The following is an 11,385-nucleotide window of genomic DNA, read 5'->3' as shown; positions in this document are numbered from 1 at the left end:
GCCGACCCGGACCGCGGGGTCCGGGTCGGCCGGCCGTGCCGGGCCAGGGCCAGGGTCAGGTCAGCCGAAGGCCTGCTCGATCCGGGCGCGGTCCACCCGGTACGGAGCGGGGTCGTGCGCGAGGCCGACGTCGTGCAGCAGTTCGCCCTCGACGGCGTTCTTGTTGGTCTCGCCGGTCAGGCCCTCCTTCGCCACCGCCCAGGCGGACTGGCCGGCCGCCCGGCCGAGCCCGCCGCCGGAGAGCTCGCCGCGCTGCACCGGGTCGTCGTCCTCGATGCCCAGCGCCGATCGCAGACCGTCCTCGGCCTTGCCGGTGACGAAGTTGTCGCCCTGCTTGACGGCCTGCCGGGCGGCGAAGTCCTTGAGGCCGTCGCCGACCCCGGACAGCGACCGGTTCTGCCAGGCCTCCTTGCCCAGCTTCCCCAGGCCCTCGCCGCCCTCCTCGAAGTCCCGCAGGCCCTGGGCGGCGGTGCGGACGTTCTTGAGCTCCGACAGCGCGGTCCTGGCGGTCCGGATGTTCCTGACCGCCTTGACGGCCGTGCCGAGCTCCTTGAGCGCCTTGAGCAGCTTCTCCAGGTTGGTGGCCAGCTCGGTGGAGACCCGGGCCACCCGGGCGACGAAGACCGCGATCTCCGCCTCGGTGATCAGGGCGTCCACGACCAGGCCGATGCCGAGCGTGAGGACCGCGACCACGGCCTCCGCGGCCAGCGAGGCGATCAGCACCTCGATCGCCTCGCTGATGATCTCGATGACCATGCCCTCGGCCATCGCGCACTCCTGCGCGGCCGAGTTGATGATCTGCGCGGTCTGCAGCATCTCCTCGGCGGTGGCGTCGAGCGCCTCGGCCACCTCGCCCATGTGGCGTCCGAAGGCGTCCGAGGCGGACCCCTGCCAGGCGCCGGACAGCGAGACGGCGCCGGAACGCAGCTCCTCGGCCACCATCTGGACGGCCTTCGCCTGGGCCTGCCACTCCTCGGCCGCGGCGTTCAGCTGGTCGAGGTCACCGGTGACCTTCTCCAGCATGTGCATCAGACCGGACTTCTCCAGCGCCCACTCGACCGCCTCGTCCAGCGCACCGCCGAGGCCGCCGCGGGACGGGTGGGCCGCGGGCTCCAGCGGGGCCATCGGCGCGGCCGGCTGCGCCTGCGCCCAGCCGTACGCCCCGCTCCCCGCCGGCAGCAGCGCACCCGGTATGGCGCCCGGGTACGGTCCGGCGGAACCGTAGGCCGACCGGTCACCGGCGACGGCACCTCCCACGGCGCCGACGCCCGCGCCGTAGCCGCCGGGCCCGCCGTAGGAGCCGCCGTCGCCGTACGCGCCCTCGCCGTAACCACCGGGCTCGCCGTAAGCGCCGGGCTCGCCGTAAGCACCGGGCTCGCCGTAGGCGCCCTCGCCGTAACCGCCGGGCTCACCCCCGGCCTCCCCGGCGCCCTCCTCGGGGCTGCCGAAGATCTTGTTGCCGGCCCACTCGCCCGCCTTGTCGCCGAGCTGCGCCCCGGCCGCCTCGCCGGCCGACCGGCCCATGCCCACGTACCAGGGCTCGGCCGGACCGTCGGCGCCCGGGTCGCCGTCGCCCGGGGTGGTGTCCCCGGCGCCGTCCCCGGTGGTGTCGCCGCGCGGGGTGGTGCCGTCCCGGTGGCCGGTGCCGCCGGCCGGCTCCTCCGTGCCTGGCCGGGCGGGACGGTGGTCCGGGGTGCCGCCCTCGTCGTCGGCCTGGCCGGCCGGGCGGTGGGTGGGCTCCGGGGTCTGCGGCGGGGTGTGGGCGGGCGCCGGCGGATGTGCGGGCGGCGGCGGGACCCGGGTGGTGGGCGCCGACGGGGTGTGCGAGGAGCCGGCGGGGTGCGACGGCCCGTGGGAGGGTGAGTGCGAACCCGGGTGCCTGCTCACTGGCCGCCCCCGAGACCCGAGCTGATCATGCGATCGTGCTCGGCGTAGTTCTGTGCCGTGTAGGCGAGCCCGTCCGCCGTGCCGGCCAGCGCCTGGACCAGGTCGGCGACGTTCTGCCGACCCGCGGAGGCGTGCTCCTGGTAGGTGTGCGCCAGGTTCTGGGCGTTGGGCAGGTGGCCGAAGGCGCTCGCCGAGATGGTGATGCCGGATACCGCCGCCTGGATCTGGTCGAGCTGCTCGACCTGGTCGGTGACGGTTGACGCGTATCTACCGATAGCTTCGGGATCCACCCGAAACCCGCTGTCCCCCATGGCAGATGCCTTTCTTCTTCCGGTGATGAGCGGCTCATCGTACTGACATGCCATCGGGTCCGGTCACCGAGGGGGACCTCGGGCCGACCCTGCGTCAGCCTCCGACGGAGCCGCGTCAGCCACCGGCGGACCCTCGCGTCACCGAACCCGTGGCGTCGCCCGCGCCGCACCGCGAGAATGGTCGCCCACCCTGGCGGCGACCGGTCGGCGCCGCGGGGCGAACGAGGGGAGCAGTCCTGATGGAGAGCCAGACACCGGCCCGGCCGCCACGCCGCGTCAGGACGGCCGTCATCGCGCTGGTGGCCCTGGCCCTGGTGGCCGCGGCCGCGCTCTGGCTGTGGCCGGACGCGAAGAAGAAGGCCGCCGCTCCCCCGCCGCCCCCGGCGTCGAGCCCGGCGGACAGCCCCTCACCGAGCCCCGCGAAGGTGCTCCCATACCCCTACTTCCTGCCGGGCACCTGCCTGGACCACCCGCAGCTGAGCACCACCGTGACCCGGGCCGAGGAGCGGCCGTGCGCGCAGCCGCACGACGGCGAGGCCATCGTCAACGTGGTGCTGCCGGACGGGCTCACCAGCGACACCCAGATCGGCCGCGCCCTGCGCGAGCTGTGCGCGGCGCCGCTGGCCGAGTGGCAGCAGCGGCAGGGCGGCGGCGGCCCGTACTACGGGTTCCCGCTCGGCCCCTACCTGGCCTACTACCAGCAGGGCATGCACGACGCGACCTGCACCCTGACCGCCAGCGACCGGCAGGGCGGCAGGAAGCTGACCGGCAGCCTGCACTGACCGCCGGTCAGCTCCGAGCGCCCGTACCGGGCCGGTCACTCGGGCATCATGCCCATCTGCCGCATCATGCCGACCGAGTCCCAGGACCACCAGCCTTCCTTCACCCTGCCGTCCTCGAACCGGAACATCGTCATCCCGGCCGCCTCGATGGTCTTGCCGCTGGCCGGCATCCCCATGAACTCGCCGGTGTGGGTGCCTCGCCACATCCAGCGGGTGGCCACCTGGTCGCCGTCGGCGAGCTGGCCCTGGATGTCGAAGGTGAAGTCGAAGGACCTCCGGTAGCCCTCGATCATCTCCTTGACGGCCGCCGGGCCCACGGTGTCGCCGGCCATCGACGGGTCGTGGTCACGGTAGTCCGGGGCCATCAGCTCGTCGATCGCCGACATGTCGCCCGCCGCGGTGTCGACCAGCAGCCGGCGGACCGTCGCCATGTTGAGCTGGTCCTCGCGCATCACGTCGAGGTCGGTGAAGGTGGGCGGCTCCTCGCAGAGCGCCACCATCTCCCGGAAGATCCGGTCGGTCTCCGGCAGGACGGAGTTGCGCATCGCCGCCTCGTACGACGGGAACTCGACGATCTCGACGATGTGCTTCGCGTCCGCCCGGTCGGTGCCGACCGTCGCGTGGGTCGCCGTGCGGCGGCCCGCGGTCTGCTCGATCCAGTCGTCCATCAGCCGGTTGAGCTGGTCCGGCTGCTCCGTCCGGCACTCGACGATCTGTAGAAAGGTCATCGCGGAACCTCCCGATCACACCCCCTGACTGCCTGCGTCCGCGGATCGCGCTGCCTCCCACTCTCCTCCCGGCCCCCGGCCATCACAAGGCAGGGACCGGGGCCTGCCCTGCGGGCGGCACCCGGCCCTAGGGTGGGCGGCATGGCGACGACCTATGCACGGGTGGAACGGGAACGGCTGGCCTCGCTGCTGGCGGCGGCGGGTCCCGGGGCGGCGACGCTCTGTGGCGGCTGGCGGACCAGGGAGCTGGCCGCGCACCTGGTGCTGCGCGAACACCGGCCGGACGCGGCGGCCGGGATCCGGCTGCGGCCGCTGGCCGGGTGGAACGCGCGGGTGCAGGCCTCGATCGCCGCCAGGCCGTACGAGGAACTGCTGCGCACCTTCCGGGCGGGCCCGCCGCGGCTGTCGCCGTTCGCGCTGCCGGGGGCGGACGAGGCCGCCAACCTGGTCGAGTACTTCGTCCACGCCGAGGACGTCCGGCGGGCGGCCGACGGCTGGGACCCGGCACAGGACGACGGGCCTCCGATCGAACCGGGGCTCGCCGAGGCGCTGTGGCGGCGGCTGCCGGCGGTCGCCCGGTTCGGGGCCGGGGTGCGGCTGCCGGTACGGCTGGAGTTCGAGCGGCCGGACGGCCGGACGGCGGCCGTCCCGCACCGGACCGGGCCGACGGTACGGGTACGCGGCGAGAGCGCCGAGCTGATGCTGTTCGCCTTCGGGCGCGGCGCCCGGGCGGCCGTCGAGGCGGAGGGCGCGCCGCAGGCGGTGGCGCTGCTCGCGGGGGTACTGCCGCTGCCGTGACCGGCGGGTCCCGCCGGATTGTCAGTGGGGTGTGCCAGCCTGACAGCGACCGGGGACGTGTCCTGCGTCACAGCGGTGACGCGCGGCCCCGGCCTGGCCCGAAGGAGCACCGCACATGGTCACCACCGACTTCCGGACCGGCTCGCCCAACTGGCTGGACCTCGGCAGTCCGGACCCCGGGGCCGCCGCCGCCTTCTACGGCGCGGTCTTCGGCTGGTCCTTCGCCTCGGCCGGTCCGCAGGCCGGCGGCTACGGCTTCTTCCAGCAGGGCGGACGGACGGTCGCCGCACTCGGGCCGCTGACCGAGCCGGGCGCGGTGTCGGCGTGGACGCTCTACTTCCTGACGCCCGACGCGGACGCCACCGCCAAGGGCGTCGAGCAGGGCGGCGGCACGGTCCGGATGGCTCCGGGCGACGTCTTCGACGCCGGGCGGATGGCGGCGTTCACCGACCCGACCGGGGGGCAGTTCGCCGTCTGGCAGCCGGCCAGGACCAAGGGGCTGGACGAGGTCGGTGCCCCGGGCAGCTTCGTCTGGGCCGAACTGCACAGCGCCGACGTCCCGCGGGCGCTCGCCTTCTACCGGGGCGTGTTCGGCTGGCGCACCCAGGAGTTCGAGGGATCGAGCGACTACGTGGTGCTGTCCACCGCGGACGGTGACCAGCAGGAGGCCGGGTTCGGCGGCGCGGCGCCGCTGCACGCCGAGCTGTCCCCCGGCTGGCTGCCGTACTTCGCGACCGAGGACCCGGACGCGGTGGTGGCCGCGGCCACCGCGGGCGGCGGCTCGGTGGTGGTGGCCGCGGCGGACGTGCCCGGCGCGGGGCGGCTCGCCGTCCTGAAGGATCCGTTCGGGGCGGCGTTCGCGGTGCTGCGGCCGGATCCGCGGATGTGACGGGCGGGCGGGGGCCTGGGGGGAGCGGGCCCTGCGGGGACCGGGAGGTACCGGCTGGATCCTTCCGGGTTCGCGCAGTTCCCCGCGCCCCTGGGGGCGTGCCCCCAGAGGGGGCGGCCCGGCCCCGGGGTGGGTCAGCGGACGGGGTGGCCCGTTTCGCGGAGGGACTGCTTGACCTCGCCGATCGTCAGGTCGCCGAAGTGGAAGACGCTGGCGGCGAGCACCGCGTCCGCGCCGGCGTCGACGGCCGGGGCGAAGTCGGCGAGCTTGCCGGCGCCGCCGGAGGCGATCACCGGGATCGAGACGGCCTTGCGGGCGGCCCGGATCAGTTCCAGGTCGTAGCCGTCCTTGGTGCCGTCCGCGTCCATCGAGTTGAGCAGGATCTCGCCCGCGCCCAGCTCGGCCGCGCGCACCGCCCACTCGATCGCGTCCAGGCCGGTGCCCCGGCGTCCGCCGTGGGTGGTCACCTCGAAGCCGGAGGGGGTCACCGTGCCCTCGGGGCAGCGGCGGGCGTCCACCGACAGCACCAGCACCTGCCGGCCGAACCGCTCGGCGATCTCCCGGATCAGCTCGGGCCGGCTGATCGCGGCGGTGTTGACGCCGACCTTGTCGGCGCCGGCCCGCAGCAGCTTGTCGACGTCGTCGGTGGTCCGTACGCCGCCGCCGACGGTGAGCGGGATGAAGACCTGCTCGGCGGTGCGGCGGACCACGTCGTAGGTGGTGGCCCGGTCGCCGGAGGAGGCGGTGATGTCCAGGAAGGTCAACTCGTCGGCGCCCTGGGCGTCGTAGAGCTTGGCGAGTTCGACCGGGTCGCCGGCGTCGCGCAGGTTCTGGAAGTTGACGCCCTTGACGACCCGTCCGGCGTCGACGTCCAGACAGGGGATGACTCGTACGGCGAGGGTCACTGCGTGCCTTCCAAGGAGGTTGCCAGCCCGGGACGGTAGGCCTCGATCTCGACCTCGACCATCATCCGGGAGTCGATCAGGCCCTCGACCACGACCATGGTGGCGACCGGGCGGACCGTGTCGAACAGCTGCTTGTGTGCGCGGCCGGCCTCGTCGCAGTCCCGGACGTGGGTCAGGTACATCCGGGTGCGGACCACGTCGGCGGCCGAAAGCCCGTACTCCGCGAGCGCCTTGAACGCCACCTCGAAGGCGGCCAGGGTCTGGTTGTACGGGTCGCCCTCGTGGTGGACCATGCCGTTCTCGAAGGCGGTGGTCCCGGCGACGAGGACGGTGTCCCCGACCGCGACGGCCCGGGAGAATCCGAACTGCTCCTCCCAGGGAGAGAAGCCGGAGACTCGGTGCGAACGCGGCGCGGCCGGGGTATCGGTCATCGGGACACAGCCTCCAGGGCCTCTTCGAGGGTGAACTTCTGCTCGTAGAGGGCCTTGCCCACAATCGAACCCTCGACACCTTCGGGCACCAGGGTGGCGATGGCCCGCAGGTCGTCCAGCGAGGAGACCCCGCCGGAGGCGACCACGGGCCGGTCGGTCGCGGCGCAGACGTTGCGCAGCAGCTCCAGGTTGGGGCCGGTCAGGGTGCCGTCGCGGTTGACGTCGGTGACCACGTAGCGGGCGCAGCCCTCGGAGTCGAGCCGGGCGAGCACCTCGTAGAGGTCGCCGCCGTCGCGGGTCCAGCCGCGGCCGCGCAGGGTGGTGCCGACCACGTCCAGGCCGACCGCGATCTTGTCCCCGTGCTCGGCGATCACCTTGGCGACCCACTCCGGGGTCTCCAGGGCGGCGGTGCCGAGGTTGACCCGGGTGCAGCCGGTGGCGAGGGTGGCGGCCAGCGAGGCGTCGTCGCGGATGCCGCCGGAGAGCTCGACCTTGATGTCGAGGCGGCCGGTGACCTCGGCCAGCAGCTCGCGGTTGGAGCCGGTGCCGAAGGCGGCGTCCAGGTCGACCAGGTGCAGCCACTCGGCGCCGGCGTGCTGCCAGGCGAGCGCGGCGGCGAGCGGCTCGCCGAAGGAGGTCTCGGTGCCGGAGGCGCCCTTGACCAGGCGCACGGCCTGGCCGTCGCGGACGTCGACGGCGGGGAGGAGTTCGAGGCGGCTCATCGGTGGAAAGGCTCCTGGCTCAGAGGGTGTTGACCCAGTTGGTCAGCAGGGCGGCGCCGGCGTCGCCGGACTTCTCGGGGTGGAACTGGGTGGCCCACAGCGGTCCGTTCTCCACCGCCGCGACGAACGGCTGCCCGTGGGTGGTCCAGCTGACCAGCGGGGCGGCGATGGACTCGTTGGTGACCTGCAGCTCCCAGGTGCGCACCCCGTAGGAGTGCACGAAGTAGAAGCGTTCCTGGGGGTCGAGTCCGGCGAACATCCGGCTGCCCGCGGGGACGTCCACGGTGTTCCAGCCCATGTGCGGGACGATCGGCGCGTCCAGCGGCTCGACGGTGCCGGGCCACTCGTCGCAGCCGGCGCTCTCCACGCCGTGCTCGACGCCCCGCTCGAAGAGGATCTGCATGCCGACGCAGATGCCGAGCACCGGGCGGCCGCCGGCGAGCCGGCGGCCGATGATCACATCGCCGCGGACCGCCTTGAGGCCGCGCATGCAGGCCTCGAAGGCGCCTACGCCGGGGACGAGCAGGCCGTCGGCGTTGAGGGCGGTCTGGAAGTCGGAGGTCACGGTGACGTCCGCGCCGGTGCGCTCGACGGCGCGCTGGGCGGAACGCAGGTTGCCGGAGCCGTAGTCGAGGACGACGACGTTCTTGGCCATCAGGTTCTCTAGTCTCTTCCGTCGCTGGCTTGTCGCTGGCCTAGAGGCGCATCACGCCGGAGGCCAGGCACAGCGCGGCACCGATCGCGAGGACCGCGATCAGGCTCTTGGACTGCTTCTGCTTCCAGAACGAGTACACGCCGCCGGACAGGAAGAGCCCGGCGATGATCAGCAGTGTTGCGGACTTGCTCACAGCGCACCCTTGGTCGAGGGGAGGATGCCCGCCGCGCGCGGGTCGCGCTCGGAGGCGTAGCGCAGAGCACGCGCGAGTGCCTTGAACTGGCACTCGACGATGTGGTGCGCGTTGCGACCGTACGGGACGTGCACGTGCAGGGCCACCTGCGCCTGGGCGACGAAGGACTCCAGTATGTGCCGGGTCATGGTGGTGTCGTAGCTGCCGATCATCGGCGCCATGTTCTCCGGCTCGGTGTGCACCAGGTAGGGGCGGCCGGAGAGGTCCACGGTGACCTGGGCGAGCGACTCGTCCAGCGGCACGGTGCAGTTGCCGAAGCGGTAGATGCCGACCTTGTCGCCGAGCGCCTGCTTGAAGGCGGCGCCGAGCGCGAGGGCGGTGTCCTCGATCGTGTGGTGGGTGTCGATGTGCAGGTCGCCGTCGGTCTTCACGGTGAGGTCGAAGAGTCCGTGGCGGCCCAGCTGGTCGAGCATGTGGTCGTAGAACCCGACGCCCGTGGAGATCTCGGTCCTCCCGGTGCCGTCGAGGTCGATCTCGACCAGGACGGAGGTCTCCTTGGTGGTGCGTTCGACGCGGCCGGTACGGGACATGCGGGTTACAGCTCCTTGATGGAATAGCGGACGGCGTCGAGGAAGGCGTCGTTCTCGGCGGGGGTGCCGGCGGTGACGCGCAGCCACCCGGGGACCCCGTTGTCCCGGACCAGGACGCCCCGGTCGAGGATCGCCTGCCAGACCGCGTGGGTGTCGGCGAAGCGGCCGAACTGGACGAAGTTGGCGTCGGAGTCGGTGACCTCCAGGCCGAGGCCGCGCAGCGCGTCGACCAGCCGGTCGCGCTCGGCCTTCAGCTGCTCGACGTAGCCGAGCAGGGTGTCGGTGTGCTCCAGGCAGGCCAGCGCGGTGGCCTGGGTGACCGCCGACAGGTGGTAGGGCAGCCGGACCAGCTGCACGGCGTCGACCACGGCCGCGTCGGCGGCCAGGTAGCCGAGCCGCAGGCCGGCCGCGCCGAACGCCTTGGACATGGTGCGGGTGACCACCAGGTTGGGACGGCCCGCCAGCAGCGGCAGCAGCGAGGCGCGGTGCGAGAACTCCACGTACGCCTCGTCGACGATCACCAGGCTCGGGCCGGCGGCCTGCGCGGCCTCGTACAGCGCGAGCACGGTGTCCGCGGCGACCGCGGTGCCGGTCGGGTTGTTCGGCGAGCAGACGAAGACCACGTTCGGCCGGTGCTCGGCGATGGCCAGGGTGGCCGCGTCGAGGTCGATGGTGAAGTCGTCGCGCCGCGGGCCGGAGATCCACTCGGTGCCGGTGCCGCGCGAGATCAGCGCGTGCATCGAGTACGAGGGCTCGAAGCCGAGTGCGGTGCGGCCCGGCCCGCCGAAGGTCTGCAGCAGCTGCTGGAGCACCTCGTTGGAGCCGTTGGCCGCCCAGACCTGCTCGCGGGTGCGGGCGAAGCCGGTGGTGGTGGTCAGGTAGGCGGCGAGGCCCTCGCGCAGCTCGACCGCGTCCCGGTCGGGGTAGCGGTTGAGGTGGCGGGCGGCCTCGGCGACCCGCTCCGCGATCCGGGCCACCAGCGGCTCCGGCAGCGGGTACGGGTTCTCGTTGGTGTTGAGCTGGACGGGCACGTCGAGCTGGGGTGCACCGTACGGGGACTGGCCGCGCAGCTCGTCCCTGATGGGGAGGTCGTTCAGGTTCACGTACCGGGTACCGTCCAGTCGAAGCGGGCCTTGATCGCGTCACCGTGGCCGGGCAGGTCCTCCGCCTCGGCCAGGTTGACCACGTGCGCGGCGACGTCCGCCAGCGCCTCGCGGGAGTAGTCCACGACGTGGATGCCGCGCAGGAAGGACTGCACCGACAGCCCGGAGGAGTGGCAGGCGCAGCCGCCGGTGGGCAGGACGTGGTTGGAGCCGGCGGCGTAGTCGCCGAGCGAGACCGGGGCGTACGCGCCGATGAAGATCGCGCCGGCGTTGCGCACCCGGGCGGCGACCGCGCGGGCGTCCCGGGTCTGGATCTCCAGGTGCTCGGCGGCGTAGGCGTTGACCACCGCGAGGCCCTGCTCCAGGTCGTCCACCAGCACGATGCCGGACTGCCGGCCGGCCAGCGCCTCGGTCACCCGCTCACGGTGCCTGGTGGCGGCGACCTGCGTCTTCAGCTCGGCCTCGACCTCCTCGGCCAGTGCGAGCGAGTCGGTGACCAGCACCGAGGCGGCCATCGGGTCGTGCTCGGCCTGGCTGATCAGGTCGGCGGCGACCTCCCGCGCCGAGGCCGAGTCGTCGGCCAGGACGGCGATCTCGGTCGGACCGGCCTCGGCGTCGATCCCGATCCGGCCCTTGAGCAGGCGCTTGGCGGCGGCGACGTAGATGTTGCCCGGGCCGGTGACCAGGTTGACCGGCGGGCACTCCTCGGTGCCGTAGGCGAACATCGCGATGGCCTGCGCCCCGCCGGCCGCGTACACCTCGGTGACGCCGAGCAGCGCGCAGGCGGCCAGGATGGTCGGGTGCACGGAACCGCCGAAGGCCTTCTGCGGCGGCGAGGTGACGGCGATGCCCGCCACCCCGGCCTCCTGGGCCGGCACCACGTTCATCACCACGGAGGACGGGTAGACGGCCAGGCCGCCGGGCACGTACAGGCCGACCCGGTCGACCGGCACCCAGCGCTCGGAGACGGTGCCGCCCGGCACCACCTCGGTGGTGTGGTCGGTGCGGCGCTGCTCGCGGTGGACCAGCCGGGCGCGGCGGATCGACTCCTCCAGCGCGGCCCGGACCTTCGGGTCCAGCCCCTCCAGCGCGGCGTCGATCCGGTCCTGCGGGACCCGGGTGGTCTCCAGCTTCACGCCGTCGAACCGCTCGGTGATCTCGATCAGCGCCGCGACCCCGCGATGGCGTACGTCCTCGCAGATCGGCCGCACCTTCTCCAGGGCGGCTTCCACGTCGAACTCGGCACGGGGCAGCACGTCGCGCGGGTCCGAGGAGGAGCCGCGCAGGTCGATTCGAGAGATCACAGGCCCAAGTGTAGGGAGTGGCCGAAACAGGCGGCCCGGCATTTCAGTCCGTGATACGAAAGCCGAGACAGCTGAAGATCTTCGGGG

Annotated in this window: 14 protein-coding genes; 3 read left to right on the top strand and 11 right to left on the bottom strand. The window is 73.2% G+C overall.

Features of this window, described 5'->3' with window-relative positions; translation table 11 throughout:
- Positions 1-60 precede the first annotated feature (60 nt).
- The gene (locus AB0D08_RS29390) at positions 61-1,887 is read right to left on the bottom strand and encodes a hypothetical protein (RefSeq protein ID WP_033821673.1); all 1,827 of its coding nucleotides are present in this window, start codon (positions 1,885-1,887) and stop codon (positions 61-63) included.
- On the bottom strand, positions 1,884-2,177 hold the full coding sequence (locus tag AB0D08_RS29385) for a hypothetical protein (protein WP_158515541.1): 294 nt from the start codon (positions 2,175-2,177) through the stop codon (positions 1,884-1,886). The genes AB0D08_RS29390 and AB0D08_RS29385 overlap by 4 nt, the downstream gene beginning before the upstream one ends.
- 260 nt (positions 2,178-2,437) lie before the next feature.
- Between AB0D08_RS29385 and AB0D08_RS29380 the strand changes: the two genes are divergently transcribed.
- Entirely contained in the window at positions 2,438-2,980 is a 543-nt protein-coding gene (locus tag AB0D08_RS29380; RefSeq protein WP_033821671.1) for a hypothetical protein, read from the top strand.
- A 35-nt stretch (positions 2,981-3,015) separates the two neighbouring features.
- Here the strand turns inward: AB0D08_RS29380 and AB0D08_RS29375 are convergent, their stop codons facing one another.
- Positions 3,016-3,708, bottom strand: a complete 693-nt coding sequence (locus tag AB0D08_RS29375; protein WP_033821670.1) for an ester cyclase — start codon at positions 3,706-3,708, stop codon at positions 3,016-3,018.
- Positions 3,709-3,849: 141 nt separating this feature from the next.
- On the opposite strand from AB0D08_RS29375, the gene AB0D08_RS29370 reads away from it, so the two are divergent.
- Both AB0D08_RS29370 and AB0D08_RS29365 read left to right on the top strand, forming a co-directional pair.
- On the top strand, positions 3,850-4,506 hold the full coding sequence (locus tag AB0D08_RS29370; RefSeq protein ID WP_033821669.1) for a TIGR03085 family metal-binding protein: 657 nt from the start codon (positions 3,850-3,852) through the stop codon (positions 4,504-4,506).
- Between the two features lie 115 nt (positions 4,507-4,621).
- On the top strand, positions 4,622-5,395 hold the full coding sequence (locus tag AB0D08_RS29365; RefSeq protein WP_359893067.1) for a VOC family protein: 774 nt from the start codon (positions 4,622-4,624) through the stop codon (positions 5,393-5,395).
- Positions 5,396-5,529: 134 nt separating this feature from the next.
- Here AB0D08_RS29365 and hisF read toward each other — a convergent pair whose 3' ends face one another.
- From hisF to hisD, 8 genes are read right to left on the bottom strand one after another with little or no spacing between them, the layout of a single operon-like run.
- Entirely contained in the window at positions 5,530-6,300 is a 771-nt protein-coding gene (hisF, locus tag AB0D08_RS29360; RefSeq protein ID WP_033824739.1) for an imidazole glycerol phosphate synthase subunit HisF, read from the bottom strand.
- Complete coding sequence (locus AB0D08_RS29355) at positions 6,297-6,731, bottom strand: RidA family protein (RefSeq protein ID WP_033824738.1); 435 nt, start codon at positions 6,729-6,731, stop codon at positions 6,297-6,299. The genes hisF and AB0D08_RS29355 overlap by 4 nt, the downstream gene beginning before the upstream one ends.
- The gene (gene priA / locus AB0D08_RS29350) at positions 6,728-7,453 is read right to left on the bottom strand and encodes a bifunctional 1-(5-phosphoribosyl)-5-((5-phosphoribosylamino)methylideneamino)imidazole-4-carboxamide isomerase/phosphoribosylanthranilate isomerase PriA (RefSeq protein WP_359893063.1); all 726 of its coding nucleotides are present in this window, start codon (positions 7,451-7,453) and stop codon (positions 6,728-6,730) included. The genes AB0D08_RS29355 and priA overlap by 4 nt, the downstream gene beginning before the upstream one ends.
- Before the next feature lie 19 nt (positions 7,454-7,472).
- A complete protein-coding gene (gene hisH, locus AB0D08_RS29345; protein ID WP_033824736.1) occupies positions 7,473-8,108 on the bottom strand; it encodes an imidazole glycerol phosphate synthase subunit HisH in 636 nt (211 codons plus the stop codon).
- A 40-nt stretch (positions 8,109-8,148) separates the two neighbouring features.
- Positions 8,149-8,301, bottom strand: coding sequence for a hypothetical protein (locus tag AB0D08_RS29340; protein WP_033824735.1), 153 nt, complete (start codon positions 8,299-8,301; stop codon positions 8,149-8,151).
- Positions 8,298-8,891: an imidazoleglycerol-phosphate dehydratase HisB gene (hisB, locus tag AB0D08_RS29335; protein ID WP_033824734.1), complete on the bottom strand. Its 594-nt coding sequence runs from the start codon at positions 8,889-8,891 to the stop codon at positions 8,298-8,300. The genes AB0D08_RS29340 and hisB overlap by 4 nt, the downstream gene beginning before the upstream one ends.
- Before the next feature lie 5 nt (positions 8,892-8,896).
- Positions 8,897-9,994, bottom strand: a complete 1,098-nt coding sequence (locus AB0D08_RS29330; protein WP_359893059.1) for a histidinol-phosphate transaminase — start codon at positions 9,992-9,994, stop codon at positions 8,897-8,899.
- Positions 9,991-11,298, bottom strand: a complete 1,308-nt coding sequence (gene hisD / locus AB0D08_RS29325; protein ID WP_033824732.1) for a histidinol dehydrogenase — start codon at positions 11,296-11,298, stop codon at positions 9,991-9,993. Before hisD ends, AB0D08_RS29330 begins: the two co-directional genes overlap by 4 nt.
- Positions 11,299-11,385 lie beyond the last annotated feature (87 nt).

Origin of the sequence: Kitasatospora sp. NPDC048540 (assembly GCF_040651175.1) — a bacterium.
GTDB lineage: Bacteria > Actinomycetota > Actinomycetes > Streptomycetales > Streptomycetaceae > Kitasatospora.
This window is presented reverse-complemented; position numbering and strand designations above follow the sequence as displayed.

Excerpts from the sequence above, each read along its gene's own strand:
- AB0D08_RS29380 (WP_033821671.1), top strand. The coding sequence starts at position 2,438 with ATGGAGAGCCAGACACCGGCCCGGCCGCCACGCCGCGTCAGGACGGCC.
- AB0D08_RS29375 (WP_033821670.1), bottom strand. The coding sequence starts at position 3,708 with ATGACCTTTCTACAGATCGTCGAGTGCCGGACGGAGCAGCCGGACCAG.
- AB0D08_RS29370 (WP_033821669.1), top strand. The coding sequence starts at position 3,850 with ATGGCGACGACCTATGCACGGGTGGAACGGGAACGGCTGGCCTCGCTG.
- hisB (WP_033824734.1), bottom strand. The coding sequence starts at position 8,891 with ATGTCCCGTACCGGCCGCGTCGAACGCACCACCAAGGAGACCTCCGTC.
- AB0D08_RS29365 (WP_359893067.1), top strand. The coding sequence starts at position 4,622 with ATGGTCACCACCGACTTCCGGACCGGCTCGCCCAACTGGCTGGACCTC.
- hisH (WP_033824736.1), bottom strand. The coding sequence starts at position 8,108 with ATGGCCAAGAACGTCGTCGTCCTCGACTACGGCTCCGGCAACCTGCGT.
- priA (WP_359893063.1), bottom strand. The coding sequence starts at position 7,453 with ATGAGCCGCCTCGAACTCCTCCCCGCCGTCGACGTCCGCGACGGCCAG.
- AB0D08_RS29355 (WP_033824738.1), bottom strand. The coding sequence starts at position 6,731 with ATGACCGATACCCCGGCCGCGCCGCGTTCGCACCGAGTCTCCGGCTTC.